General features: G+C 68.9%; 23 protein-coding genes and 1 pseudogene. 9 read left to right on the forward strand and 15 right to left on the reverse strand.

Going from position 1 to position 24,058, the window contains the following annotated elements; genetic code table 11:
- Positions 1 to 73 precede the first annotated feature (73 nt).
- From ACS5Q7_RS04095 to ACS5Q7_RS04105, 3 genes are all read right to left on the reverse strand, one after another.
- Positions 74 to 673, reverse strand: a complete 600-nt coding sequence (locus tag ACS5Q7_RS04095; protein WP_478338153.1) for an NAD(P)H-dependent oxidoreductase — start codon at positions 671 to 673, stop codon at positions 74 to 76.
- Between the two features lie 98 nt (positions 674 to 771).
- A complete protein-coding gene (locus tag ACS5Q7_RS04100; RefSeq protein ID WP_478338154.1) occupies positions 772 to 1,431 on the reverse strand; it encodes a class I SAM-dependent methyltransferase in 660 nt (219 codons plus the stop codon).
- Between the two features lie 2 nt (positions 1,432 to 1,433).
- Positions 1,434 to 2,576, reverse strand: coding sequence for a glycosyltransferase family 4 protein (locus ACS5Q7_RS04105; RefSeq protein ID WP_478338155.1), 1,143 nt, complete (start codon positions 2,574 to 2,576; stop codon positions 1,434 to 1,436).
- Positions 2,577 to 2,689: 113 nt separating this feature from the next.
- Between ACS5Q7_RS04105 and ACS5Q7_RS04110 the strand changes: the two genes are divergently transcribed.
- Positions 2,690 to 3,817 carry a DNA topoisomerase IB gene (locus ACS5Q7_RS04110; RefSeq protein ID WP_478338156.1) on the forward strand — a complete coding sequence of 376 codons (1,128 nt, stop codon included), beginning with the start codon at positions 2,690 to 2,692 and terminating at the stop codon, positions 3,815 to 3,817.
- A gap of 7 nt (positions 3,818 to 3,824) precedes the next feature.
- Here ACS5Q7_RS04110 and ACS5Q7_RS04115 read toward each other — a convergent pair whose 3' ends face one another.
- A complete protein-coding gene (locus ACS5Q7_RS04115; RefSeq protein WP_478338157.1) occupies positions 3,825 to 4,502 on the reverse strand; it encodes a LuxR C-terminal-related transcriptional regulator in 678 nt (225 codons plus the stop codon).
- A 193-nt stretch (positions 4,503 to 4,695) separates the two neighbouring features.
- Entirely contained in the window at positions 4,696 to 5,607 is a 912-nt protein-coding gene (locus ACS5Q7_RS04120; RefSeq protein ID WP_478338158.1) for a GGDEF domain-containing protein, read from the reverse strand.
- 81 nt (positions 5,608 to 5,688) lie between these two features.
- Between ACS5Q7_RS04120 and ACS5Q7_RS04125 the strand changes: the two are divergent.
- Positions 5,689 to 6,000 (forward strand): annotated as a pseudogene (locus tag ACS5Q7_RS04125) (hypothetical protein); the annotation flags it as partial.
- On the opposite strand, the gene ACS5Q7_RS04130 reads toward ACS5Q7_RS04125, so the two are convergent.
- Both ACS5Q7_RS04130 and ACS5Q7_RS04135 read right to left on the reverse strand, forming a co-directional pair.
- On the reverse strand, positions 5,981 to 6,364 hold the full coding sequence (locus ACS5Q7_RS04130; RefSeq protein WP_478338159.1) for a hypothetical protein: 384 nt from the start codon (positions 6,362 to 6,364) through the stop codon (positions 5,981 to 5,983). The pseudogene ACS5Q7_RS04125 and the gene ACS5Q7_RS04130 overlap by 20 nt on opposite strands.
- A 114-nt stretch (positions 6,365 to 6,478) precedes the next feature.
- A complete protein-coding gene (locus tag ACS5Q7_RS04135; protein WP_478338160.1) occupies positions 6,479 to 6,712 on the reverse strand; it encodes a hypothetical protein in 234 nt (77 codons plus the stop codon).
- Positions 6,713 to 6,904: 192 nt separating this feature from the next.
- On the opposite strand from ACS5Q7_RS04135, the gene ruvB reads away from it, so the two are divergent.
- The 3 genes from ruvB to ybgC all read left to right on the forward strand — a co-directional run bounded on the left by ruvB (position 6,905) and on the right by ybgC (position 9,627).
- A complete protein-coding gene (gene ruvB / locus ACS5Q7_RS04140) occupies positions 6,905 to 7,963 on the forward strand; it encodes a Holliday junction branch migration DNA helicase RuvB (RefSeq protein ID WP_478338161.1) in 1,059 nt (352 codons plus the stop codon).
- A 404-nt stretch (positions 7,964 to 8,367) separates the two neighbouring features.
- Positions 8,368 to 9,081 (forward strand): DUF4142 domain-containing protein, encoded by a 714-nt coding sequence (locus tag ACS5Q7_RS04145; RefSeq protein WP_478338162.1) that lies wholly within the window; start codon positions 8,368 to 8,370, stop codon positions 9,079 to 9,081.
- 135 nt (positions 9,082 to 9,216) lie between these two features.
- A complete protein-coding gene (gene ybgC, locus ACS5Q7_RS04150; RefSeq protein WP_478338163.1) occupies positions 9,217 to 9,627 on the forward strand; it encodes a tol-pal system-associated acyl-CoA thioesterase in 411 nt (136 codons plus the stop codon).
- Here ybgC and dnaA read toward each other — a convergent pair.
- The 4 genes from dnaA to ccmA all read right to left on the reverse strand — a co-directional run bounded on the left by dnaA (position 9,618) and on the right by ccmA (position 13,377).
- Positions 9,618 to 11,156, reverse strand: coding sequence for a chromosomal replication initiator protein DnaA (gene dnaA, locus ACS5Q7_RS04155; protein ID WP_478338164.1), 1,539 nt, complete (start codon positions 11,154 to 11,156; stop codon positions 9,618 to 9,620). The genes ybgC and dnaA overlap by 10 nt on opposite strands.
- Before the next feature lie 477 nt (positions 11,157 to 11,633).
- Entirely contained in the window at positions 11,634 to 11,900 is a 267-nt protein-coding gene (gene rpsT, locus ACS5Q7_RS04160) for a 30S ribosomal protein S20 (protein WP_478338165.1), read from the reverse strand.
- Positions 11,901 to 12,061: 161 nt separating this feature from the next.
- Positions 12,062 to 12,730, reverse strand: coding sequence for a heme exporter protein CcmB (gene ccmB, locus ACS5Q7_RS04165; RefSeq protein WP_478338550.1), 669 nt, complete (start codon positions 12,728 to 12,730; stop codon positions 12,062 to 12,064).
- Entirely contained in the window at positions 12,727 to 13,377 is a 651-nt protein-coding gene (gene ccmA / locus ACS5Q7_RS04170) for a heme ABC exporter ATP-binding protein CcmA (protein WP_478338166.1), read from the reverse strand. The genes ccmB and ccmA overlap by 4 nt, the downstream gene beginning before the upstream one ends.
- Before the next feature lie 117 nt (positions 13,378 to 13,494).
- Here ccmA and ACS5Q7_RS04175 point away from each other — a divergent pair, with 117 nt between their 5' ends.
- Entirely contained in the window at positions 13,495 to 13,698 is a 204-nt protein-coding gene (locus tag ACS5Q7_RS04175; RefSeq protein ID WP_478338167.1) for a hypothetical protein, read from the forward strand.
- Here ACS5Q7_RS04175 and ACS5Q7_RS04180 read toward each other — a convergent pair.
- On the reverse strand, positions 13,676 to 14,437 hold the full coding sequence (locus tag ACS5Q7_RS04180; RefSeq protein WP_478338168.1) for an RNA methyltransferase: 762 nt from the start codon (positions 14,435 to 14,437) through the stop codon (positions 13,676 to 13,678). The genes ACS5Q7_RS04175 and ACS5Q7_RS04180 overlap by 23 nt on opposite strands.
- Before the next feature lie 169 nt (positions 14,438 to 14,606).
- Here ACS5Q7_RS04180 and ACS5Q7_RS04185 point away from each other — a divergent pair, with 169 nt between their 5' ends.
- A complete protein-coding gene (locus ACS5Q7_RS04185) occupies positions 14,607 to 15,821 on the forward strand; it encodes an NADP-dependent isocitrate dehydrogenase (RefSeq protein ID WP_478338169.1) in 1,215 nt (404 codons plus the stop codon).
- Positions 15,822 to 16,050: 229 nt separating this feature from the next.
- Positions 16,051 to 16,281, forward strand: coding sequence for a hypothetical protein (locus tag ACS5Q7_RS04190; protein ID WP_478338170.1), 231 nt, complete (start codon positions 16,051 to 16,053; stop codon positions 16,279 to 16,281).
- Positions 16,282 to 16,605: 324 nt separating this feature from the next.
- On the opposite strand, the gene ACS5Q7_RS04195 is transcribed toward ACS5Q7_RS04190, so the two are convergent.
- Together ACS5Q7_RS04195 and ACS5Q7_RS04200 are read right to left on the reverse strand one after the other, a co-directional pair.
- Entirely contained in the window at positions 16,606 to 17,043 is a 438-nt protein-coding gene (locus tag ACS5Q7_RS04195) for a DUF3429 domain-containing protein (protein ID WP_478338171.1), read from the reverse strand.
- Between the two features lie 171 nt (positions 17,044 to 17,214).
- Positions 17,215 to 20,436 carry an SEL1-like repeat protein gene (locus ACS5Q7_RS04200; protein WP_478338172.1) on the reverse strand — a complete coding sequence of 1,074 codons (3,222 nt, stop codon included), beginning with the start codon at positions 20,434 to 20,436 and terminating at the stop codon, positions 17,215 to 17,217.
- Positions 20,437 to 20,756: 320 nt separating this feature from the next.
- Here ACS5Q7_RS04200 and ACS5Q7_RS04205 point away from each other — a divergent pair, with 320 nt between their 5' ends.
- Positions 20,757 to 22,541 carry an acyl-CoA dehydrogenase C-terminal domain-containing protein gene (locus tag ACS5Q7_RS04205; RefSeq protein ID WP_478338173.1) on the forward strand — a complete coding sequence of 595 codons (1,785 nt, stop codon included), beginning with the start codon at positions 20,757 to 20,759 and terminating at the stop codon, positions 22,539 to 22,541.
- Between the two features lie 182 nt (positions 22,542 to 22,723).
- On the opposite strand, the gene ACS5Q7_RS04210 is transcribed toward ACS5Q7_RS04205, so the two are convergent.
- Positions 22,724 to 24,004: an O-acetylhomoserine aminocarboxypropyltransferase gene (locus tag ACS5Q7_RS04210; protein ID WP_478338551.1), complete on the reverse strand. Its 1,281-nt coding sequence runs from the start codon at positions 24,002 to 24,004 to the stop codon at positions 22,724 to 22,726.
- Positions 24,005 to 24,058: the final 54 nt, after the last annotated feature.

The raw sequence follows: 24,058 nt of genomic DNA on the forward strand, positions 1-24,058 counted from the left end.
TCCGGAAGTGCTCGCGCCGCGACGCGACGGCGGCCGAAGGTTGGCACCGGCGGGGGCGGCGTGTCGAGCGTTGCTAACCTGCGGAGGTTTCGAACGTGTGTCGCGCTGTTGTCGCAGCCTCCGTCGCGCGGGCGACGTCGATGAGCGCCGAGAGTTCGCTCGCCGCCATCGCGATGCGCTTGGCGATGGCCGGATCGGTCACGGCCTCGTTAGTGATGCAATCGGGACCGGCATAGACCGAGGTCGGCGCCACATGGGCGGCGAAGAAGCCGAAGAGCGGCCGCATCGCATGCTCGACCACCAGCGAATGGCGCAGGCCCCCTCCGGTCGCGGTGAGCACGACCGGCTTTCCCGCGAGCTTCGCCGGATCGACGAAATCGAAGACGTGCTTGAACAGGCCGGCATAGCCACCCTGGTAGACCGGCGTCCCTAGAATCAGCGCGTCAGCCGATTCGATGGCGTCCACCATGCGGGCGGCCGGCAGGGTCAGGTCGGCGCGGAGGGTCGCGCCGAGGCCGGGGCCGGCATCGAGGAGATCGTACACGCGCAGGTCGATGCGGCGCAGGCGGAAGAGTTCGGCCGCCACGGCTTCGACGAGAAAGCGTGACCGCGCCGGGCGCTTGGCGCTGGCGGCGAAGGCGACGACGCGGGGATGACGCGGCGTGAGTGTCACGATGATACACCTTTGGGTCAGGTGAGGCCGTTGGCGCAAGGTTCGGGCCGCAGCCTCTACAAGTAGTGCGCGCGCCACCCGTTGCGAAGCGTCAGCGCTCAGCCGTTCAGTCGCCAGACGTGGCTGCGTTTCACTTCGGCATCCTCGAGGCTGCGCATCACGGGCACCGTATAGGTGGCAAGGCAGGTCAGCCTGTCCTTCGGCAGATAGGTGCGGCCGGGATCGCCGATCAGCACGCCGCGCCCCTCGCCCTGCTGACCGCTGAGCCACTCCGTGACGCGCGCCGCGAGGTCTTGCTCGTAGAACACGTCCGCCGCGAGGATGAGGTCGGCGTCGAACGCGTCACCGATCAGGTCGGCCTGTGTCGGCTCGATCCGTTCGGAGACACCGTTGCGTGCCGCGTTGAGGCGGATCGCTTGCACCGCGAAGGCATCGAGATCGCTCGCGATCACGTGGCTCGCGCCGGCCAGGCAGGCCGCGATCGCGCAGAGGCCGGAGCCCGAGGCGAAGTCCACAACGCGCTTGCCCGCCACGAGGGCGGGGTTGTCCAGAATGTAGCGGGCGAGCGCCTGCCCGCCTGCCCAGGCGAAGGCCCAGAACGGCGGCGGCAGGCCGATCTCCTGAAGCTCGTCCTCCGTCCGCTGCCACAGCTCGGTCGCCTCGTCGGCGACGTAGAGGGTGATCTCCGGCGCGTGAGGCACCGGCAGCAGGCGGGTATTGGCCCGGATGAAGCCTTCGGGATCGTCGGGTGGGCGCATGGTCACTCGTCCAGAAGGTCACGCCACAGCCGGCAGGTCGCGTCCGTCACCGCCGCTTCCGTGAAGCCCCCGGCCTCGATCCGCGCACGCGCGGCCTCGCCCATGCGGGAGACCAGCGCCGGATCGGAGGCAAGGCGCGTCAGGGCCGCCGCCAGGGCCGGTGCGTCGCCGGGGGGCACGATCAGCCCTTCGATCCCGTCCCGCACCAGGGTACGGCAACCCGGCACGTCGGTGGTGAGGCAGGCCCGCCCGGAGGCGGCGGCTTCGAGCAGGCTGCGCGGCAGGCCCTCGCCCCCGCGCGAGGGCAGGCAGGCCACGTGATGCGCGGCCCAGACGGATGCCACGTCGCGCGTCGCACCGTGCCACGTGATTCCCTCGCCGTTCCAGGCCCGAAGCGTCGCTTCCGGGATCGCCCGGCGGTTGCCGGAATCGGGGGCGCCGTACAGCGACAGTTCCACCGGCGCTCCGCCCTGCCTCGCGAGGCGGACGGCCGCGACGGCGACATCGATGCCCTTCGACCAGAGCATCCGCGCCACCACGGCGACCCGCAGCGGCGGCAATGGCGGCAGCGGGTTCGGCGTGTAGTGGACGGGGTCGATTCCGGCCCCGCCCACCACCGTCACCGTTCGGTCCGAGGGATCGAGGCCGAGCGCCAGGGCGTCGTCCGGGTTCTCGAACAGGAACCGCGTGCAGCGGGACGCGAGCGGGCCTCGGATGAGCGCCCGCAGGGCAAGGCGCCCGGTGCGGCCGACCCGATCCTGGCGGGCGCCGATCAGCCCGAGGCCGGTCACGGCGAAGACCCGCGCCGACACTCCCGCCATCGCCGCCGCCGTGCCGCCGACGAGAATCCCGCGCAGGGCGATGCAATGAACGATGTCGGGCTTCAGCGCCTTCAGGATCGCGGCGAGTTGCCCCGCCGCATAGCCGGCCGCCATCGGGTTGAGGCTCGACCGCTCGGCCTCGAACGGCACGACGCGGGCGCCCGTCGCGGCGATGAGGTCGGCATGGTCGCGCACCCGCGCCACCACGGCGACATCGAGGCCCATCGCCACCGCCGCCCGCGCCATCGGCAGGAAGTGGGAGGCGAAGAACCAATCCTCGGTGGCGATGAAGACGAGGCGGCGCGGCGAGTCGGTGCTCTTCATCGCCCGGTCCTGCACCGCCTGGGCTGGAAACGGAAGTCGCACCCCGGAACGCGGGTTCGGCATCGAGGTTGTCGGAAGCCGGCGGTCCAGACCGGTGCGGGAGGGTTTTCACCATGGCCGCGGTGGAATTGGCCGAGCGCGGCGGCGACCTGAAACACGCCGCCGAGGAAGCCGGGCTCGTCTACATGGACGACAGCCGCCCCGGCCTCACCCGCCGCCGCAGCGGCAAGGGTTTCAGCTACCGCGACCCCAAGGGATCGCCCGTGCGCGACGAGGCGACCCTGGAGCGCATCAAGAAGCTCGCCATCCCGCCGGCCTATGTCGACGTGTGGATCTGCCCACGCCGCAACGGCCATATCCAGGCCACCGGCCGCGACGCCAAGGGCCGCAAGCAGTACCGCTACCACCCGGATTTCCGCCAGGCGCGCGAGGCCGACAAGTTCTCGCGCATCATGAGCTTCGCCCACGCCCTCCCCAAGGTCCGTGAGCGGATCGACGCCGACATGCGGCGCCGGGGCCTGCCGCGCGAGAAGGTGCTGGCGACCGTCGTCCACCTTTTGGAGACGACGCTGATCCGCGTCGGCAACGACGATTACGCCCGCACCAACCGCAGCTACGGGCTGACGACCCTGCGCGATCCGCACGTGAAGATCGCGGGCGCGGAACTGAGCTTCCGCTTCAAGGGCAAGAGCGGCAAGGAATGGAACGTCTCGTTGAAGGACAAGCGCGTCGCGCGCATCGTGAAGGCCTGCCAGGACCTGTCCGGCCAGGACCTGTTCCAGTACATCGATGAGGACGGCGTCCAGCGCGACGTCACCTCGTCCGACGTGAACGCCTATCTCCGCGAGATCACCGGGGAGGATTACACCGCGAAGGATTTCCGCACTTGGGCCGGCACGGTGCTGGCCGCCCTCGCTCTGCGCGCCTTCGAGGCGTTCGACAGCGAGGCCGGCGCCAAGCGCAACGTGCGCCAGGCCATCGAGGACGTCGCCCAGCGCCTCGGCAACACCCCGACGATCTGCCGGAAGTGCTACATTCATCCCGAGGTGCTGGATTGCTACCTCGAAGGGGCGCTGCTCGATCAGATGAGCGGCGCGGTCCAGTCCGAACTCACCGAGGATCCCGGCAAGCTGCGCGCGGAGGAAGCGGCCGTGCTCGGCCTGCTGCAATCGCGGCTCGCCCGGGTCCGCAAGGAGCTCAAGAGCAAGCAGAAACGGCGTTCGGCGGCCAAGGCCGCCTGAACGCGTGTCAGTGGCGGGAGGAGTGATCCTCCTGCGAGCCCTGGCGCGGCTCGCCGTTACGGCGGACGGGCTCGGCATCGACCACGGGCGAAAGCCCGAGCTGGCGCGCGAGGGAAACGAGGTCCTTCAGCCGGCCGGTCTGTGTCTTGCGCCGGAGGTTGAGGCGATGCGTCTCCACGGTGCGCACGCTCAGCGCGAGGCGGCGGGCCACTTCCTTGTTGCTGAAGCCCGCGCTGAGGAAGCGCAGCACCTCCGCCTCGCGGGGCGTCAGGCCCTGCCCGTCCATCACCTCGGCCGCCGGAACCGGCTCCATCCGCACGAGGCAATCGGCCCCTTCCGCCAGCGCGAGGATGGCGGCCCCGAGATCGCGCGGCGACTTGGAGCGCGCCACGAAGGCATCCGCGCCGACCGCGAGCACGGCGCGCAGGTCGTCGGCGGTGAGCGCCTTGAACGACACGAGCACGCGCAGGCTCGGCTGACGCTCCTTCAGGCCGCTGATCCGCGCGACGCCATCGGCGAGGCGGGCCTCATCGAGGAACACGAGGGCGACGGCCGGCCCGCCGTCATGGGCGAGGTCTTCCTCCCCGATGGTCGAGAATTCCGGCATGTGTTCGAGGCTGGCGCGCACCGTGGCGCTCAGATCCTCAGGTTCATCCAAGATGAGGACGCCGATCGGCGTGGTCATGGTTATCGCACCCCGTATTCCCTAGCCGGGACATTCCGGCCAAGTCATCCGAAGTAGCTCCAAGAACCGTTCCACCCCGAAACCGCGCGAATTAAGGATTACTGCGCACATCCAGGGGCAGTTTTCAGCCGACTCGTCCCGCCGACTGTTCGAAAAAGAGATTGCATAAAATTGTAATGATTTCCGCGCGCCGTTACGAGACGGCGGGGCGAGACGGGAGGCCAAGTCTGCTTTGGCGCGTCTCGGTCATTACGCGGTTGCGCCCGGCGGCCTTGGCCTCGTACAGCGCGACATCCGCCCGCTTGATAAGCGCGGCCACGGTGTCGGTCTCGGCCCAGGTCGAGACGCCGAAACTGCAGGTGAGACCGATCGTGTCATCGCCGCAGGGGATGCGCAGGGCTCTCACCCGGACCCGCAGCCCCTCGGCGTGGAACTGGGCCGATTCCAGATCGCGCTCGGGCAGGAAGATGCCGAACTCCTCGCCGCCGAGCCGCCCGACAATGCCGGCCTCCTGGAGCAGCCCCGCCACCGCGCGGATCGCCTGATCGCCGATATCGTGGCCATGCAGGTCGTTGATGCGCTTGAAGTGGTCGATATCGACCACGATCAGGGACGGCGGCTTCGCGGGGAGGCCCCGCGCCATCACGTGGTCGATCCGCTCGCGGAAGGTGCGCCGATTGAGGAGGCCGGTGAGCCCATCCGTCTCGGCGAGGCGGATCAGCTCCTCCTGAAGTTTCGCCATCCGCTCGGCGGCACGCAGCCGGGCATGCAACTCCTCGGCGCGCGGCGGCTTCTCGATGAAGTCGTCGGCGCCGCTGTCCAGCGCCTCGGCGAGGTTGTGGACCGAGTTCGCGGAGGACATCGTGATGATGTGCAGGGGCCGCCTCTCCTCGGCGAGAAGCCGCACCGCCCAGCACAGTTCGAGCCCGTTCATGGGCCGGACTTCGAGGCTGGTGATGAGCACCCGCACTTCCGGCATCTCCGTCAGGAAGGCCAGGGCGGCGTCCGATTCGGTGAATTCGTGAACGGTATGCCCGCGCGCTTCGAGCAACGAGCCGATCACCCGCAGGACGACGTGGCTCGAATCGACGACGACGATCTGCATGGCGGTCCCGGGTCACCTACCGGACACCGTGAACGAAAAAAGCTTAACCCCGCGCGAACGCGCAAGCCGCCCGCCCCCGTCACACCGGACGGGCGCTACTTCGTCGTCCGCGGCAGACTCTGGCGGTGCGCCAATCCGTCGCTGCCGGAAGCCCGCCGGGATGCCCTCGTTTCGGACCTGATGAATGCGCGCCGCGCGGTGGGACATGCCAAACGAACCGGCGATGCGGCGGCCATGAAGGCCGCTCGTGCGGCTGTCGATGTCGCGAAGGTCGCTCTGGGCGAACGCGGGCCGGTCTGGTGGACGGACGGCGCGCCCGACTTCAACCGGCACATGGCGCGCAACACGCCCTATGCCGGATGGTTCGAGACGATCAGCGCCGGGGAACGCTGACGTTCACCACCTGGACATCGCCTGCATCCACGTCCCGGCGGGCGCCTTTCCGCGAGCCGGGGGCGTGGATCACGGTGAGCGTCGGAGCGCCGGTCGGCGGGGCCGCGATCCCGGAGGCGGTGGGCACGCCGTAGGTGCCGTAGCTCCAGGGCGCCGGGACGATCCGGTTCGGGCTCGGAACGGTGGTGAAGGGCGCCCCGATATACTCGCCCGCCACGAAGGGCTCGGCGAAGCCCCTGCCATAGGCGACGCGCGGGACGCCGCGTCCGTAATAGCCGTGCGGATGATAGCCTTCGGCTGCGGCAGGCAGCGCAATGGGCAAGGTCGCCATGACGGCGAGAAGGGTCAGTGTACGCGAACGCATCTACGGGCTCCGGTATCGGCCGGTCTCGAACCGGGAACGGGTCACCGAAGATGTCGTTCCGGGCGCCAGAGCCGCGCCAGCCGCGCGGACTGCGTAAACGCCCGTTAACCCCGCCTACCGGCAGTTCGCGATCTTGCGGACCACCCATCCCTCGCCTTCGAGCCACAGGCGCCGCCTCGTATGCGTGCAGACCGGCTGACCCTCGCTGACCATCGCCGAAACCGGACGGACGGCGGGCTCGGTTTGCGCGGCCGGCTGCTCCGCCGATGCCGAGCGGGTCGTGCGGGCCTGCGCCGAGGCCAGCCCACAGCCGAGGCAGACGACCCCGAGGAGTAGCGATCGCAACATGATGGTCCTGGACAGGTGCAGAGTTCCGGCGCGGGCCGCACACGGTAAGCGCCCGCCGGCCGGATGGTGTGCATTGCTAAGGTTGCAGCTTCACGACGATTCGCGCCAGAGGCCATACGTCCGTTCGCTTAGACTTCCCCCACTGTGCACGGTAGGAGGGGCACTCCCGGACGCGCAGGCGCCGAAAGGTTCATGACCAAGCCCAAACCCCCGACGAACCCGCTGCTCTCGTCCGAGAAGCGCGGGGAGGATGCGGACCAGACGATCCGTCCGCTCAACCTGTCCGAATTCATCGGGCAGCGGGCGGCTCGGGCGAACATGCAGATCTTCATCGAGGCCGCGCGCAAGACGGGCCAAGCCCTCGACCACGTCCTGTTCGTCGGGCCTCCAGGGCTGGGCAAGACCACCCTGGCGCAGATCGTGGCACGCGAACTCGGGGTGAACTTCCGCTCCACCTCCGGGCCCGTCATCGCCAAGGCCGGCGACCTCGCCGCGCAATTGACGAACCTCGACGAGCGCGACGTGCTCTTCATCGACGAGATCCACCGGCTGAACCCGGCGGTGGAGGAAATCCTCTATCCGGCGATGGAGGATTATCAGCTCGACCTCATCATCGGCGAAGGTCCCGCCGCCCGCTCGGTGAAGATCGAGCTTCCGAAATTCACCCTCGTCGGGGCGACGACCCGCGCCGGTTTGCTGACGACGCCGCTGCGCGACCGCTTCGGCATCCCGATCCGGCTCGAATTCTATGAGATCGACGAGCTGGAGAAGATCGTCACACGCGGCGCGCGGGTCCTTGGGCTCGGCATGTCGCCGGAGGGCGCCAACGAGATCGCCAAGCGTGCGCGTGGCACGCCACGCATCGCCGGGCGCCTCCTGCGCCGGGTGCGGGACTTCGCCATCGTGGCCGAGGCCGAGACGGTGACGCGGGCCATCGCCGACAGGGCACTGCAACTGCTGGACGTGGACGCCGCCGGGCTCGACGTGATGGACCGGAAATACCTGACCCTCATCGCGACCTCGTTCGGCGGCGGACCGGTGGGGATCGAGACGATCGGTGCCGCGCTCTCCGAGCCGCGCGACGCCATCGAGGACATCGTGGAGCCGTTCCTGATTCAGAAGGGCTTCGTGCAGCGCACGCCACGCGGTCGCGTCCTCACCCCGCACGCTTTTCGCCACATGGGCTTTGCCGAACCCCGTCGCGATCCGGCGAGCCAGTTCGGCCTGTTTCCGAACGGCGAGGATGCCTGACGCCGTTTCCGGGCGGTCGCTTCGGGCGCAATCGACTTTGCGTTGGTGAGACAGGCCGCCGTGAGCGGGCCGCGCTATGCATTCGCGTACAGTCAGGTTCACCACAGCGACATAGCCAATTGCAGAAGATAAGCTTGGCCTTTGGCGAAGCTACGTAGCTCGTTGCGGCAGCAAGTCGCTGTAGAATGGCGAGTTTCTGCCAGTCTAACGGCTACGTCTGCGTAATCCCGTGCTTGCCGTGCTCGCAGGATATCACGTGTTTGCGAGGCAATAGCGATGGAACAGCCGCGTCTGGCCCCGGTTGAGCGCCCGACTGATCTCGAATGCGGGATGTCACGCCAGGCTGCGGGGCACTTTGCCCAGCGCCTCACAACCCACCAGCAAGAGAGGGATTTTCCTCACCCATGAAGAAGACCACGCTCGCCGCCCTCGGCTTCTCGGTCGCCGCCATCGCGACGCCGGCCCTCGCCCAGGATGCCCTCCCGGTCCGCATCTTCCCGAACATGACCGAGACCGCGCCGACCTCGACCCCGACCTTCCGTGCCGAGGCACTGCGCTCCGACGCGACCAGCATCGAGGCGAGCCGCATGGCCCTCGAGCGTTCGCGCAACCCGCGCGTCCGGTCCTACGCGAACCGCGTGCTCGTCGAGCGCAAAGCCACCACCGATGCGCTGCTGCCGCCCGGCACCTCGCTGAGCCGTGGCGGCACGGTCGTGTCCGACAACCAGGGCATCCGCACCGACTTGTCCAACCCGGCGGGCCTGATCCTCGCCCCGGTGACGATCGCCGCCAACATCGGCACCTCGATCGTCGGTGGGACGCTCGGCGCCGTCGGCCTCGTGGACAACAGCCCGACCGAGCCCGGCCGCCGCGTCGCCCTCGGTGAGCGTGGCCAGGCCCGTCTCGCGCAGTTGCAGCAGTCCCCGAACGGCCGTGCCTTCGACCGGACCTACATTGCCCAGCAGGCCCGTTCGGACGCTCAGACGCTCGCGCTGTACGACACCTATGCGAAGGCCGGCGAGAATGCCCAGGGCCGGCAGTTCGCCAACGAGGCGCTTCCCTACATCGCCGAGGAGCACGCCGAGTCCTCGACGCTGGCCATGCGCTACGGCGGCTAAGTCGAACCGCAACGTCTCGAAACGCGCGAAGGCCGTCCCCAACCGGGGGCGGCCTTCGCTGCATTCAAGCGGCATCGGAAACGGGTATACACGCGCGCCGTGCCAGCGGCACGATCACGCGAACCCGAGAGAACCATGGACGAAGCGGGACACGCGCTGCCGGTGCGCGTCTATTACGAGGACACGGATTTCTCCGGCTTCGTCTATCACGCGAGCTACCTGCGCTTCATGGAGCGCGGACGGACCGAGCTTCTGCGCGGCTTGGCGGGTGATCAATCCGACCTGCACCGCGAGGCGAAGGGCCTCGTCTTCGTCGTCCGGCGGATGAAGATCGATTTTCTCAAGCCGGCCTACATGGACGACCAGCTCATCGTTCGCACGGTCACGCGCGAGCTGCGCGGGGCCTCGATGACCCTCGCCCAGGACGTACGGCGCGGCGAAGACATCCTCGTCGCCGCCGAAGTCACGGTGGCCTGCGTGCGGGACGGCAGGGCCGTCCGTCTGCCGGACAGCCTGCGCGCCCTGCTCAGCCCGCCTCAGTCCTGAAGCATCCGCTTCAGCAGCTCGACCTCATCGCCGAGCACCGTATCCTCACCGATCTGCTTCTCGATCTTGCGCACGGCGTGCAGCACCGTCGTGTGATCGCGCCCGCCGAAGCGGCGGCCGATCTCGGGCAGCGAGCGAAGGGTCAGCACCTTAGAGAGGTACATGGCGATCTGGCGGGGCTTCACCACCGCCGCCGTCCGCCGCTCCGACAGGATGTCCGAGCGCGAGACGTTGTAGCGGCTCGCCACCAGCTTCTGGATGTCCTCGATCTTGATCCGCTTCGGCTCGCGGTTCTTCACGAGGTCGCGGATCGCGGTTTCGGCGGTCTCCACCGTCACCGCCGTGCCGCTCAGCGTGGCGTGGGCCAGGAGCCGGTTCACGGCGCCCTCGAGGTCACGGCCGTTGGCGGTGATCGCGCGGGCGACGTAGTTCACCACCTGCGGTGAGACATCGAAGCCCGGATGCGAGGTCCGCACCGCGGCCAAGCGCGCCGAGAGGATCGAGACGCGCAGCTGTTCGTCCAGCGAGCCGATCTCCACCACGAGGCCACCGGCGAGGCGGGAGCGCACCCGCTCCTCCAGCGCCTCGAGTTCCGTCGGCGGACGGTCCGACGCGACGACGACCTGACGGCCGGCATCGATGAGCGCGTTGATCGTGTGGCCGAATTCGGCCTGGATCGACTTGCCCTGGATGAACTGCACGTCATCGAGGATGAGCAGGTCGATCCCGCGCAGGCGCTCCTTGTAGGCGAGCGCGGATTGCGTCTTCAGGGCGTTGACGAAGCCGTACATGAAGCGGTCGGCCGTCAGGTAGATCACCCGGCGCCCGCCCTCGCGGGCGGCGTGGCCGATGCCGTGCAGCAGGTGCGTCTTGCCGAGGCCGACGCCGGCATGGAGATACAGGGGGTTGTACAGGGCGCCCTCCCCCTGATGCCGGGCGATGCGCTCGGCGGCGGCGTGGGCCAGGGCATTCGAGCGCCCCACCACGAAGCTCGCGAAGGTCAGCCGGGCATCGAGCGGCGTGCCATTGAAGTCGTTGCTCGCATCGGCGGCGGTCGCGGTCGACGGGCCGCGCGACTCCGGCGCGGGCGCCACGGCGGCGACGGCGGCGGGGGTGCCGGTGGCGTGCAGACGGGCGAGCGGGCCGCTGGTCGGGGCCGGCTTCGGCGTGTTCATCGCCGGCGCGACGGGACGGGCGGGAGCGGCCGTGCCACGCACGCCGATCTCGATCCGGTCGACATCCGGCGCCTCGGCGCGGAAGGTGCCGAGCACGCGGTCGATATAATGAGATTCGATCCAGCTCTTGAGGAAGCGCGTCGGCACCGTAAGGCGGCCGGCACCGCCGACGACGCCCTCGAGTTCGAGGCGGGCGAACCAGCTCGCGAACACGTCCTCACCCAGTTCGGCGCGCAGGCGGCGCTTCACGCGCGACCACGCCGCGGCGTAATCCGGGGTGCTGTTTTCCGGCGCGCCACCATCCTGGGTGCGCCCCTCTTCGTCGCCGTTCGCCACCGTTCCGTCGACACGCATAACTGGCTCTCCCGACGTCGCCGACGAAGTTCGTCCGCAACGCCTACGCACGCTTCACGCTGGCAGCGTCTCGCAACTACCGCGCGAGACTGATTCCATATGTCGAGTCAACCCAGACACGAGGAACTTTTGCCGATTTGAAGAGCCTATCAACAAAGACCTGCGGTTCCCTTAACAGTGGGACTTATGGGGATGGCGCCAATTCCCAACGGCAAGTGTTCCGGAGCCGCATTTGGGCAAGAGCTAGAGTCTTGCAGAGTCACACGATTCGCCCGGATGCCCAGAATCAGCGCGTTTTGCTTGGACGCGGAAACGTTCTGTTAAGCTACACGGGGCCGGTGGACTCCGCAACGCAGCAAAATTTGGCGCAGGGTTAATGCTTAGTGAGCTGGCGACGGGCCGGCACGCAGACAAAGAAAAAGCCCGGCGCGAAGGCCGGGCTTTCTCGAAACCGTCAGGTCGGTGGGGGCGTGGCGATCAGGCCGCGAGAGCCTTCACCCGCGCGGCGAGGCGCGACACCTTCCGGGAGGCGTTGTTCTTATGGACGATGCCCTTCTGGGCAGCGCGCATGATCTCGGGCTCGGCGCTCTGAAGGGCGGCCAGCGCATCCTGCTGGTTCCCAGCGGCGATGGCCTCCTCGACCTTGCGCACGTAGGTGCGCATGCGGGAGCGGCGGGATTTGTTGATCGCCGTGCGCTTGGCGATCTTGCGGGTCATTTTCCTGGCCGAAGCGGTATTGGCCATGTAAGTCCTCGTGTTTCTCGTCGGGCGATGCCGACGGGCCGGCACGGCCGGGGATCGGTCAACGCATCAGTTGTCAGGCGATGGCCGAGACGCAGCGCACGCGAAAAGCGCGACCTCTCAACGAAGCGCCTCCTATAGTCAGCGGGTGGCTCTCCGTCAATTCACTCCGGCCATCTCAGCGCCGCCGCCGCCGCCACCGTGCCGACGACGGCGGCGATGAGGGTCAACCCCGTCAGCACCGCCAGCGGCACCAGGAACGGCACCGTCCCGCCCGTCGCGGCCTGCGCAGCCGAAACACCGAAGATCAGCGTCGGGATCATCAGCGGCAACACCAGCACCGCGAGAATCAGCCCGCCCCTTCGGATCGAGGCCGTCAGCGCCGCGCCCACCGCGCCGATGAAGCTGAGGGCCGGCGTGCCCACGGCCAGGGTCAGGGCGGTGGAGGCCATGGCGGTGCCGTCGAGCGCGACGAGAAGGCCGAAGAGCGGGCTCGCCAGCGCCAGGGGCAGGCCGGTGGTCAGCCAATGGGCCAGCACCTTCGCCAGCACGATTCCCTCCAGTGGCACGGGCGCGCCGGTCATCAGGTCGAGGGAGCCGTCCTCCTCGTCGGCCTGGAACAGCCGGTCGAGGCCGATGAGCGTGGCGAGCACCGCCGAAAGCCACAGGATCGCCGGCCCGATCCGGGAGAGCAGGTTGAGGTCGGGGCCGAGTGCGAAGGGCACCAGCGCCACGATCATCAGGAAGAAGACCAGCGACAGCGTGCCCGATCCGCCGACGCGGGCAGCGAGACGCAGGTCACGGGCGAGGAGTGCGAGGCCGGCGCGGATCATAGCCATTCCTCCGCATCCGCCCCGGCGGGGGTGGCCGCTTCCTCCGGCGCGGCGCGGTCGATGCGCAATTCCATCGCGTCGTGAAGGCCGAGTGCTTGATGGGTCGCGGCGATGACGAGGCCGCCCGCCGCGCGGTGTTCGGCCATCAGCGCGGCCAGCACCTCCTGCGAGGCGACGTCGAGGGCGGCGGTGGGTTCGTCGAGCAGCCAGAGCGGACGGGCGCAGACGAGGAGACGCGCCAGCGCCACCCGCCGCCGCTGCCCGGCCGAGAGATAAGCGACGGGCAGAGCGAGGGCGTGGCCCAGGCCGAGTCGGTCCAGCGCCTCGGCCGGCATCAGGCGCGGCGCGCCGAGAAGGTCGCGGGCGAAGGTCAGGTTCTCGCCGGCCGTGAGGGCGGATTTCAGCCCATCCCGGTGGCCGACCACGTGCAGGCATTCCGGCAGCGTCGCCTCGCCGACGCCGGAGACCGAAATCGTCCCTGCGTCCGCCCGCAGCCGGCCGGAGAGGATCGCCAGAAGGCTCGATTTGCCCGCCCCGTTGCGTCCGGTCACAGCCAACGCCCCGCCCTCCCCGAGGGAGAAGGTGAGGCCGGAGAAAATCCGGCGCCCGGAGCGGCGGCAGGCGAGATTGTCGACGTCGAGCCGCACGGGTTCCTCAGGGTCGCCCGGCGGGTCGAGGCCCCCGGCAGCGCCTCCATGCCCGATTGCGGCGGCGGACGGAACAGCGCCCACGCTTCGCGGCGTTGTCCATCACGGAGGAACGCCATGCAACAAGAGCGAGTCACCGCGCCGACCGAGGCCGAAGTCGCCGACAGCGAGGATGCGAAGGCAGGCCTCGCCTTGGTCGCGAACCGCGTCGGGCGCTGCACCGACGAGGAGCAGGCTGCTTTCTGGGAGGCGGTCGGCCGCTGCTTCGGCGGCGGCAAGCCACCGGACCTGGAGGAGATCAGTTCTTCCGCGAACGGGTGAGCGAGCGCAGCGCCCCCTGGAAGGTGCGGATGTCCTGTTCCGTCATTGCCATGCGGTGCAGCCTGTCGCGCATGTTGCGCACGATGCCGCCGCGCTTCTCCGGAGGGTAGAACCCGGCCGCATCGAGCGCGGCTTCCAGATTCGCGAAGAGCGCGAGCATGGCCTCCCGCGTGGCGGGGGGCGAGTGCATTTCGCCCGCGAAGGGCAGCACCGCCCGGGCGCTCGCCCGCCGCCACTCGTAGCCGACGAGCAGCACCGCCTGGGCGAGATTGAGCGAAGGGAAATCCGGCGAGACCGGGAAGGTGACGATGGCGTCGGCGAGCGACACCTCATCGTTCGAGAGCCCGACGCGCTCCCGCCCGAACAGGATGCCGCAACGCTGCCCGGTGCGGCCGGCGACTTCGGCCATGCCCTCGTCCGGCGAGTAGACGCGCTTCATCTGCCCGCGCTCGCGGGCGGTGGTGGCCAGCACGTAATGCAGGTCCGCGACGGCCTCCTCGACGGTGGCGAAGATCGCTGCCCGGTCGAGGACATGGGTCGCGCCGGAAGCCGCCTCGCGCACGCCCTTCTTCGGCCAGCCGTTCTTTGGGTTGACGAGGCGCAGTTCCGAGAGGCCGAAATTGGCCATGGCGCGGGCGGTCATGCCGATATTCTCGGCAAGCTGCGGCTCCACGAGGATCACGGCCGGCGCCGTGCCCGGCGGAATTTCGAGGTCCTTCTCATCGGCTTTGCGAGTCATGCCGCCCTCTGGCACGGGTCCGGCGGCCCGTCGAGGGGTGTTACGACACCGGCCGGTTGACAGCCCGAGCCTTCCGCTAAGGGGAGCCCCTTGCTATGTCGCCGGGCGCGACCGCACGGCCCTTGCATGCCGTGCGCCCCGAGGCAGCGCACGAAAAGGCACCCGGCCCATGGCGAAGATCAAGGTAGCGAACCCCGTCGTCGAGCTCGACGGCGACGAGATGACCCGGATCATCTGGGCCGAGATCAAGAACAAGCTGATCCACCCCTACCTCGATGTGGATCTCGAGTATTACGACCTCGGCGTCGAGCACCGCGACGCGACGGGCGACAAGGTGACGGTCGATGCCGCCGAAGCAATCAAGCGCCACGGCGTCGGCGTGAAGTGCGCCACCATCACGCCGGACGAGGCCCGCGTTAAGGAATTCAACCTCAAGGAGATGTGGCGCTCGCCCAACGGCACGATCCGCAACATCCTCGGCGGCGTGATTTTCCGCGAGCCGATCATCTGCAAGAACGTGCCGCGCCTCGTCCCCGGCTGGACCCAGCCCTTCGTGATCGGCCGCCACGCCTATGGCGACCAGTACCGCGCCACGGATTTCAAGGTGCCCGGCAAGGGCCGCCTGACCATCAAGTTCGAGGGTGACGACGGCACGGTCATCGAAAAGGAAGTGTTCAAGTTCCCCGAGGCCGGCGTCGCCATGTCGATGTACAACCTCGACCAGTCGATCATCGACTTCGCCCGCGCCTCGATGAACTACGGTCTCGCGCGCAAGTACCCGGTCTACCTGTCGACCAAGAACACCATCCTGAAGGCCTATGACGGCCGGTTCAAGGACCTGTTCCAGAAGGTCTACGAGGAGGAGTTCGAGGCCAAGTTCAAGGCGCTCGGCATCACCTACGAGCACCGCCTCATCGACGACATGGTGGCCTCGTGCCTCAAGTGGTCGGGCGGCTACGTGTGGGCCTGTAAGAACTACGACGGCGACGTGCAGTCCGACACGGCCGCTCAGGGCTTCGGTTCGCTGGGCCTGATGACCTCCGTGCTGATGACCCCGGATGGCAACACCGTCGAGGCCGAGGCCGCGCACGGCACCGTCACCCGCCACTTCCGCGAGCACCAGAAGGGCCGCGAAACCTCGACCAACTCGATCGCCTCGATCTTCGCCTGGACCCGCGGCCTGTCTCACCGCGCCAAGCTCGACGGGAACGACGAGCTGGCGAAGTTCTCGGCCACGCTGGAGAAGGTCTGCGTCGACACGGTCGAGGCCGGTCACATGACCAAGGACCTCGCCCTCCTCGTCGGCCCGGACCAGAAGTGGCTCTCCACCACCGGCTTCCTCGACAAGGTGGATCAGAACCTCAAGACGGCGATGTCCGCCTGAACGGACGGCACTGCGAGAGACACGGGGCGGCGGATGCGAGGCGTCCGCCGCCCTATTCGCGTCTTGATTGCATCAACGGCAATGATTGCTCTTGTGATGGACATTTCGTCCCTGGCGGGGCCGGCAATATACAACCTTAGGTGACTGCGGTACCGCCCTGGGATAGGCTTGAGCCTAGCAGCACGGAGCCGGCGCACTTCAGGCGTCCTGCCGGATTTGGGGGTGAGCGATGGCTACGGTCGATCCACGCGAAACCCAGAAGCAGCTGACGCGGATCGCGGCGGTATTGGACGTGCCGCCGGCCGCCTTCCGGTCCGCCATTTGCTCCGCCGATGACGGTCCCGATCGGGAGGAGCGTGCCGAGGTCGATCTGCTGTTCCGGCGCCTGACGGCCCCCGATCAGCGCGCCGCCATCGTCGCACTGCTGCGCGCGCTCACCCAGGCCCCCGACCGGCGCTGACACAGTCTTGCAGCGGTGAAGACGGTTCTCCACCGGCGACCACACCCTCTTCGTCATTGCGAGCGCAGCGAAGCAATCCAGGGCCGGCGGGCCGATTCCGAACGTGGCGCGTCCCTGGATTGCTTCGCTGCGCTCGCAATGACCGTTGAGAAGGTCGTCCAGATCCAACCGAAACCGCGCTAAAGTCGCAACTGACCGAGTTGTTCTGCGCGCCTCCCTTCTTCCCTCATCCTGAGGTGCCGTCGCGAAGCGGCGGCCTCGAAGGAGGAGGTAAGAGGGTGGGGCCGCCTTCAGGTGGGCTGTCGCTGCGCTAGGCTCGCGCTCTCAGGCCGCGACGAGCAGCGAGGCGCCGGCAACGCCCGACAGGACGAGGCGCAGACGGCCGAGCCAGACCGGGGCGAGGCCCCGCCGGGTGAGATCCTGATCCACCAAGCCCCAGGCCAGGACGAGCACGCCGAGAATGCGCAGGTCCCAGGGTGCGGGGGCCGCCATGGCCGCCCATGCCACGAGGGAGGGGACGATGGCGATGAAATAGTCGCCGTTGCCGCCTTCGCGGGCGGCGGCGGCGCCCCAGCGGATGCCACCGAGGAAAGAGGCGATCACCGCACCGTAGGCCGAGAGGATGGTGCGCGGCGACAGGCCGATATTCCCCAGGCCGCCGTCGCTGCCCGACAGGGCGAGGGCGGCGAAGCCGAGAAAAGGGATCAGGCCGGCCACGCCGAGGACGATGGCGCTCAAGGGCACTGCGGAAAGGCGCGCCATCCAACCTCCGGTTCCATGCCCGGCCATTGGACCGTTCCTCACCGGGCCGGACCGACCGCACTCTGCCGCGAGGCGTCCCGCATCCCGTTGCTGCGGTCAAGTTCAGAACACGGGCCGCGTCGCTGTGCCTCCCCGCCCCGTCCACGATGGCCGGACGGGGCGGAAGAGGGGTCAGATCGCCTTGCGGCCGGTGGCCTGGCTCATGGTGGGGCTCGGGATCGGCGCGCCGAGGAGGCTCACCGAACCCTGGCCGGCATCGCCCACCGCCGGAGGCTCGTTCACGGCCGGATCGAGCCGGCGCGGCTTGAACGAGGCGGCGAGACTCTTGGCCCGGGCGAGGTCCGGCGCGCTGAGCTTGGTGGCGACGTCGTCGCGCTTCTTGCCGGCGTCCTCATCGCCCTGCGTGGCGGCCGCGGCGAACCACACGAAGGACTGCACGAGGTCCTGCGTCAGGCCGAGGCCGCGGGCGTAGAGCACGGCGATGTTGTACTGGCTATCGCGCACCCCGTGCTCGGCACCCTGGCGGAACCAGGAGGCGGCCGAGGCGAAGTCCGGCTTGCCGCCGGCGGCCGGGTTCTCGGCGTAGATCACGCCGAGATTGTGCATGGCGCGGGCATGGCCCTGTTCGGCCGCGCGGCCATACCACAGCTTGGCCTGGGCGAGGTCGCGGGTCACGCCCGAACCCTTCTCGTAATGGGCGCCGAGCTTGTACTGCGCCGGGGCGTATCCGGTATTCGCAAGCTTCTCGAATAGCTTGGCGGCGGCGGCGAGGTCGCGCGGCATCCCGCGCCCATCCGCCTCGCGCATGGCGAGTTCCCACACGGCCGGGCCGTCGCCGTCCAGCGCCGCCTGCTTCACCTTGGCGAGGCTTGCGGGCACGTTGGCGAGGTCTCCGGCGAGACCGGCCATGTTCGGAACCTGCGGCACGGTCGGCTTCGCCTGGGCCTGAGGCTCCTGCGGCCGGGGATTCGCGACGGTCTGCGTGGTGCTCGGATCCTTGGCGACCGGCGAGGTGAGAGCCTTCGGCGCCTCGGCAACCTTCTGGGCGTCGGCAAGCTTCTCCGCGACGCTGGCACCCGGCGCCGGGCCGAGCTGCGGCAGACCCTTCGTGTCGTCGCCGCGAATGCCGATCGCCTGGATCGCGCCGAGGGTCAGGATGACGGCGGCGAGCCCGAGCAGAAGCGGCTTGCGTTGCGCATCGACCTCCGAACGAAGGCGTGTCATCGGCCCGGACGCCGAGGTGGCCTGCGGCGCGGCACGCTGCCGGAGCGGCCGCTCGACCGGAGTTTCGGCGGCCAGTTCGGCCTGCGCCGCCTGCGCCGCGCGACGGGCGGCAGCGATGAAGCTCGTCTTGATGTCGCCGTCCGCTGTGGACGCCTTGTCGCTGGCGGGCGCCTTCAGCACCGGCTCACGCTTCTCGACGGTGATCGAGGGCGCGCGATTGGGGCGCGGCGTGCCGGGCTCGAGCAGCGCTTCCGTGGCGGACTGAGCGGGCGCCGGCTCGGCCTCCTCGCGCTGCGGGGCGCGCCACGTGGCGCGGGGCGCCTCGACGGTGGTCGAGGTCATCAGCCGCTCGTCGAGGGACGGGCCGCGCGCTGCCGGCGGGGCCTCCACGGAGCCGAGCCGGGTCACGAGGCGGTCGAGGGCCGATTGCACGCCTTCGAGGGTGGCGCTCAGCCGCTCGTCCGAGGCGATCTGACGGGCCTGCATCTCCGCGAGGCTCGTGCGAAGGAGGCCGAACTCGTTCGGGGTCGCGGCGCAGTTCACCTGCTTGAGCGATTCCGCGACGGCCTGCTTGGCGGCGCGGGTAATCACCGCCTCGTTGGGCGAGACCTCCCGCAGCGCCTCGACCTGATGCATCAGGTCGTTCATCGTCCGCTCGAGGCTGGTCAGAGCCGGGTCGAGGGCGGAGGGCGCCTCGATCCTGTCGACCAGGGTGAGGACCTGCTTCTCCAGCGCGTCGAGCCCATCCGGCCCGTTGCGCTCGCCGACGCGGTCGACCTTCTCCGCGAGGCTGTGCAGCATCGCGTGGATCGACGCCATCTCGCCGGTCGGTGCCGGGGCGGCACCCTTCGGGCGGGCGCCGGTTTCGAAGTCGGCGCGGGCGGACAGGCTGTCGACCTTCTCGGCCAACGCGTTGATCTCGTCCGCGAGCTCTCCGTTATGGGCGGGCTGCGCCTCCGGCTTGGACTGCTGCTTGGGCTGCGGCTTCGGCTGCTCGGCGGGGGGAATGCGGGCGATGTCGTCGCTGAGCGCCGAAACGCGCGCGATCACCTCGCCCAGGCGCCGAGGCTCGGCCAGCTCGGCGGCGGCGGCGCGGATGGAGACGAGTTCGGCGGAGAGGCCGTCGAGGTCGCTGCGGTCGGCATCGTCCTCCTGGAAGGCGATGGCGATGTCCAGGCGATTCTTGAACCGCTTGATGCCGGCGGCGACCTGGGCGTGGGCGGCTTCCGCATCCGCGAGGTCGAGTTCCTTGATCCGCGTGCGGATCACGGCCAGCGGCAGAGCGAGCGCCGGCACCTCGGCATCGGAGCGAGCCCGCGCGATGTTGCCCGCGAGCGAATCGAGGGCGTTGTCCAGGGAGGCGATGTCGGCGTTCGTGGCCAGCGGCGTGATCGTCTCGTTCAGCTGCGCCGCCTCGCGCCGCAGCTCTGCGATGACATAGCCCGGCAGGGAGCCGGCCGGCTTCCCGGCCGCCTCGGTCTTCGGCTCGCCGGCAGCCTGAACCTGGACTTCGGTCTCGGTGCCCAGGCGACGCTCCAGATCGCGGTGCATCGTGGCGACGGTGCCGGCCGGCTCGGCCTGCGTGGCGAGTTCGCGCTGGCGCTGGCGGATGGCCTGCACCGCTTCGCGCATCTCGGCGGCGGTCGACTTGCCGCGCTTGGCGCCCGGGCGAGCCGTGACCTGATCGTCCAGCTCGGCGACCCGGCGCTCGATCTCGCCAAGGCGATCGTTCACCTGCTGAACCGGGTCCGTCTGGAGGGCGCGGTCGATGCGGAGCTCGATCTCCTCGAGGCGCTTCTGCTCGTCCTGCGCCGCCATGCGGCGCTCGGCTTCCATGGGGCGGTCGGAACCGTCGTCGCGAGTCATGAGGGTGGCCGAACCTTCGGGGGACGCCGAGCCGGCCGGTTCGCGTGCGGCATCCCGCACAGACCAGCTCGTATCCTGAGAGACCTGACGCTCGGCGCTGCCGCCGAACGGGGCGAGGTGCTGCGGCACGACGGAGGCGATCCACGCCTCGAGGGGAACGCCGGCACGGCTCGCGACATCGCGGGCGGCTTCGATCACCTCCGGATCGAAACTATCGAAATGCGAGATCGCGTTGCGGTTCATCGTCGGCCTGTCGTCATCGGCGAGCAGCGCGGTGGCCGACCGTTCCAGACCGAGGGTCATCCCCGGCGCTGCAACCTGTGGACCGCCTTGCGCCAACCATTAAATTTGTTGGTAAACATCGGGTTAAGGTTGCGGCGAAGATTGCCCCGAACCTGTTGATCCGCCGCTTTGCAACTATTGCGTGTTATCTGTCGGGCGAAGCGCCCCGGTCGACCGGTATGGCCGCAGGTTCAAGGACTTGCGCCCCGCGACATCGTTTCCGTGCGGCAAGCTGCGGGAGGGATGCCACCGTTGCTGGTACCCGCCTCAGCCGTTTAAGATTTGCCGATCACAGGTGGCCCGGCAGATGGCCGCGCGAATCGTAAGGTGGGAAAATTCGCATGCCGCAATACCGCGCTCCGGTGGACGACACGCTGTTCCTGCTCAACGACGTGCTGGGTCTGCAAGGAAGGTCCAACCTCGCAGGCTTCGCCGACGCGACGCCGGATCTGGTGGAGGCCGTCCTGCGCGAGGGCGGCAAGCTCGCCGACGAGATCCTCGCCCCCGTGAACCAAGCCGGCGACCGAGAGGGCTGCAAGCGCCATCCCGACGGGCGCGTCACCACGCCGACCGGCTTCAAGGCGGCCTACGACGCCTATGCCGGCGGCGGCTGGATGGGCCTGTCGGTCCCGGAGGAATACGGCGGCCAGGGGCTACCTCAGGTTATCAACACCGCGATCCAGGATTTCGCGTCCGGCGCCAACCTCGCCCTCAGCATGTATCCGGGCCTGACCCAGGGCGCGGTGGCGGCGCTCCTCGTCCACGGCACGGAGGAGCAGAAGGCGCGGTACGTGCCCAAGATGGTCGAGGGTGCGTGGACGGGCACGATGAACCTCACCGAACCGCATTGCGGCACGGATCTCGGCCTGCTCCGGACCAAGGCGGCGCCGAACGGAGACGGCTCTTACGCGATCTCCGGCACCAAGATCTTCATCTCGGCCGGCGAGCACGACCTCGCGGAGAACATCGTCCACCTCGTGCTCGCCCGCATCGAGGGTGCGCCGGCCGGGACAAAGGGCATCTCGCTGTTCCTGGTGCCGAAGGTGCTGGTGAACGAGGACGGGTCCCTCGGCGAACGCAACGGCGTGTCCTGCGGCTCGATCGAGCACAAGATGGGCATCCACGGCAACAGCACCTGCGTGATGAACTACGACGGCGCGAGGGGCTATCTCGTGGGCGAGGCGAACCGTGGCCTCAACGCCATGTTCGTGATGATGAACGAGGCGCGCCTCGCGGTGGGGGTGCAGGGGCTCGGCCAATCGGAGGCCGCCTACCAGAACGCCGTCGCCTACGCGAAGGACCGGCTCCAGGGCCGCGCCCTTACGGGGGCCAAGGCGCCGGAGCGGGCGGCCGACCCGATCATCGTCCACCCGGACATCCGCCGCATCCTCATGCAGGTCCGCGCCTTCAACGAGGCCGCCCGCGCCCTGGTGCTGTGGACGGCGCTGCAAGGCGACATCCTCCACCGGGCAGAGGACGCGAAGGAGAGGCAGACGGCCGACGACCTGATGGGCCTGATGACCCCGGTAGTGAAGGGCGTGCTGACCGACCGCGGCTTCGCCAACGCCGTCGAGGCGCAGCAGGTCTTCGGCGGCCACGGCTATGTCGAGGAATGGGGCATGTCGCAATTCGTGCGCGATGCCCGCATCGCCATGATCTACGAGGGCGCCAACGGCATCCAGGCCATGGACCTGATCGGCCGCAAGCTTCCCAAGGATGGCGGGCGGGCGATGATGGCCTTCCTCGGCGAGGTCCAGGCCTTTCTGAAGGAGAGCGGCGAGGATGAAGCCGCCTTCGCGAAGCCGCTCCAGGCGGCAATGGGCGATCTGCAGCAGGCGACGATGTGGCTGATGCAGAACGCGATGGGCAACCCGGACAACGCGGGCGCGGGCGCCACCGATTACATGCACCTGCTGGGGCTGGTGGCGCTGGGCTACATGTGGTGCCGCATCGCCCGCGCGGCGCTCGCCCGGAAAGCCGAGGGCGGCGACACCGCCCGGTGGGAGCGCAAGCTCGTCACCGGCCGGTATTTCATGGAGCGCAGCCTGCCGGAGACGGGCTTGCGTCTCGCACGCATCAAGGCCGGGGCTGCCACGACGATGGCGCTGGAGGTCGAGGCGTTCTGAGATTCTGACCGGAAAGGTCGCGTCTCCCCCGTCATTGCGAGGAACGAAGCAATCCAGGGACGCTCCACGGTCGGAAGCGGCCCTCCCGCCCCTGGATTGCTTCGCTCACGCTCGCAAAGACGGTGGGGGGTGAGGCGCCGTCGCGACCGTTTCGGTCGGGCTCTGAGGCGCCCGCCCCCACCCTAGCTCCGCAGGCCCCCGTCCAGGTCCTCGATCAGGTCGGCCGGGTCTTCCAGGCCGATCGACAGGCGCACAACCTCAGGTCCGGCTCCGGCGGCAGTCTTCTGCGCGTCGGTGAGCTGCCGGTGGGTGGTCGAGGCCGGGTGGATGATGAGCGAGCGCGTGTCGCCGATATTGGCGAGGTGCGAGAACAGTTCGAGGTTCGAGACGAGTTTCACGCCCGCCTCGTAGCCGCCCTTCAGGCCGAACGTGAACACGGCGCCCGCACCGTGCGGCGTATAGCGCTTGGCGAGCGCGTAATACTTGTCGCTCTCGAGTCCGGGGTAGCTCACCCACTCCACCGCCTCGTGCTTGGCGAGGAAGCTCGCGACCGTCAGCGCGTTGTCGGAATGGCGCTGCATCCGCAGCGGCAGGGTCTCGATGCCGTTGAGGATGAGGAAGGCGTTGAAGGGCGAGAGCGACGGCCCGAGGTCGCGCAGGCCGAGCACGCGGCAGGCGATGGCGAAGCCGAAATTGCCGAAGGTCTCGGCGAGCACCATGCCGGCATATTCCGGCCGGGGCTGGCTCATCATCGGGTAGCGGGCGTCCCCGGCCCACTGGAACGTGCCGCCATCGACGATCAGGCCGCCGATGGAATTGCCGTGGCCGCCGAGGAACTTGGTCGCCGAATGCACCACGATGTCCGCGCCGTGCTCGAACGGGCGGATCAGGTACGGCGTCGCCATCGTGTTGTCGACGATGAGCGGGATGTTGTGCTTCTTGGCGATCACCGACAGCGCCGCGATGTCGGTGATGACGCCGCCGGGGTTGGCGATGGATTCGCAGAAGATCGCCTTGGTGCGAGGCGTGATCGCCGCCTCGAACGAGGCCGGGTTGTCGGTGTCTGCCCAGACCACCGACCAGCCGAAGTTCCGGTAGGAATGATTGAACTGGTTGATCGAGCCGCCATACAGCTTGTTGGCCGCGATGAATTCGTCACCCGGCTGCATCAGCGCGTGCATGGTCAGGAACTCGGCCGCGTGGCCAGAGGCCACCGCGAGCGCCGCAGTGCCGCCTTCCAGCGCCGCGATCCGCTCTTCGAGCACTGCGTTCGTCGGGTTGGTGATGCGCGTGTAGATGTTGCCGAAGGCCTGGAGGCCGAACAGCGACGCGGCGTGGTCGACGTCATCGAACACGAAGCTCGTGGTCTGGTAGATCGGCGTCGCGCGGGCGCCCGTCGCCGCGTCGGGGGCGGCGCCCGCGTGAATCGCCAGGGTGTTGAAGCCGGGCAGCCGGTCTGTCATCGCGCTCACAAGTCTCCGTGGGCTCACTCTGAAAGCCTGTACGCCCGCACGGGA

The organism is Methylobacterium sp. Gmos3, from assembly GCF_056430985.1.

Bases quoted from the DNA above. Each gene is read 5' to 3' on its own strand.
- ACS5Q7_RS04175 (WP_478338167.1), top strand. From the start codon at position 13,495: ATGCAACAAGAGCGAGTCACCGCGCCGACCGAGGCCGAAGTCGCCGAC.
- ACS5Q7_RS04185 (WP_478338169.1), top strand. From the start codon at position 14,607: ATGGCGAAGATCAAGGTAGCGAACCCCGTCGTCGAGCTCGACGGCGAC.
- ACS5Q7_RS04145 (WP_478338162.1), top strand. From the start codon at position 8,368: ATGAAGAAGACCACGCTCGCCGCCCTCGGCTTCTCGGTCGCCGCCATC.
- rpsT (WP_478338165.1), bottom strand. From the start codon at position 11,900: ATGGCCAATACCGCTTCGGCCAGGAAAATGACCCGCAAGATCGCCAAG.
- ACS5Q7_RS04135 (WP_478338160.1), bottom strand. From the start codon at position 6,712: ATGTTGCGATCGCTACTCCTCGGGGTCGTCTGCCTCGGCTGTGGGCTG.
- ccmB (WP_478338550.1), bottom strand. From the start codon at position 12,730: ATGATCCGCGCCGGCCTCGCACTCCTCGCCCGTGACCTGCGTCTCGCT.
- ACS5Q7_RS04210 (WP_478338551.1), bottom strand. From the start codon at position 24,004: ATGACAGACCGGCTGCCCGGCTTCAACACCCTGGCGATTCACGCGGGC.
- ACS5Q7_RS04100 (WP_478338154.1), bottom strand. From the start codon at position 1,431: ATGCGCCCACCCGACGATCCCGAAGGCTTCATCCGGGCCAATACCCGC.
- ACS5Q7_RS04200 (WP_478338172.1), bottom strand. From the start codon at position 20,436: ATGACCCTCGGTCTGGAACGGTCGGCCACCGCGCTGCTCGCCGATGAC.
- ACS5Q7_RS04115 (WP_478338157.1), bottom strand. From the start codon at position 4,502: ATGACCACGCCGATCGGCGTCCTCATCTTGGATGAACCTGAGGATCTG.
- ACS5Q7_RS04205 (WP_478338173.1), top strand. From the start codon at position 20,757: ATGCCGCAATACCGCGCTCCGGTGGACGACACGCTGTTCCTGCTCAAC.
- dnaA (WP_478338164.1), bottom strand. From the start codon at position 11,156: ATGCGTGTCGACGGAACGGTGGCGAACGGCGACGAAGAGGGGCGCACC.
- ACS5Q7_RS04105 (WP_478338155.1), bottom strand. From the start codon at position 2,576: ATGAAGAGCACCGACTCGCCGCGCCGCCTCGTCTTCATCGCCACCGAG.
- ACS5Q7_RS04110 (WP_478338156.1), top strand. From the start codon at position 2,690: ATGGCCGCGGTGGAATTGGCCGAGCGCGGCGGCGACCTGAAACACGCC.
- ACS5Q7_RS04180 (WP_478338168.1), bottom strand. From the start codon at position 14,437: ATGACTCGCAAAGCCGATGAGAAGGACCTCGAAATTCCGCCGGGCACG.
- ACS5Q7_RS04130 (WP_478338159.1), bottom strand. From the start codon at position 6,364: ATGCGTTCGCGTACACTGACCCTTCTCGCCGTCATGGCGACCTTGCCC.
- ACS5Q7_RS04195 (WP_478338171.1), bottom strand. From the start codon at position 17,043: ATGGCGCGCCTTTCCGCAGTGCCCTTGAGCGCCATCGTCCTCGGCGTG.
- ACS5Q7_RS04120 (WP_478338158.1), bottom strand. From the start codon at position 5,607: ATGCAGATCGTCGTCGTCGATTCGAGCCACGTCGTCCTGCGGGTGATC.
- ybgC (WP_478338163.1), top strand. From the start codon at position 9,217: ATGGACGAAGCGGGACACGCGCTGCCGGTGCGCGTCTATTACGAGGAC.
- ACS5Q7_RS04190 (WP_478338170.1), top strand. From the start codon at position 16,051: ATGGCTACGGTCGATCCACGCGAAACCCAGAAGCAGCTGACGCGGATC.
- ruvB (WP_478338161.1), top strand. From the start codon at position 6,905: ATGACCAAGCCCAAACCCCCGACGAACCCGCTGCTCTCGTCCGAGAAG.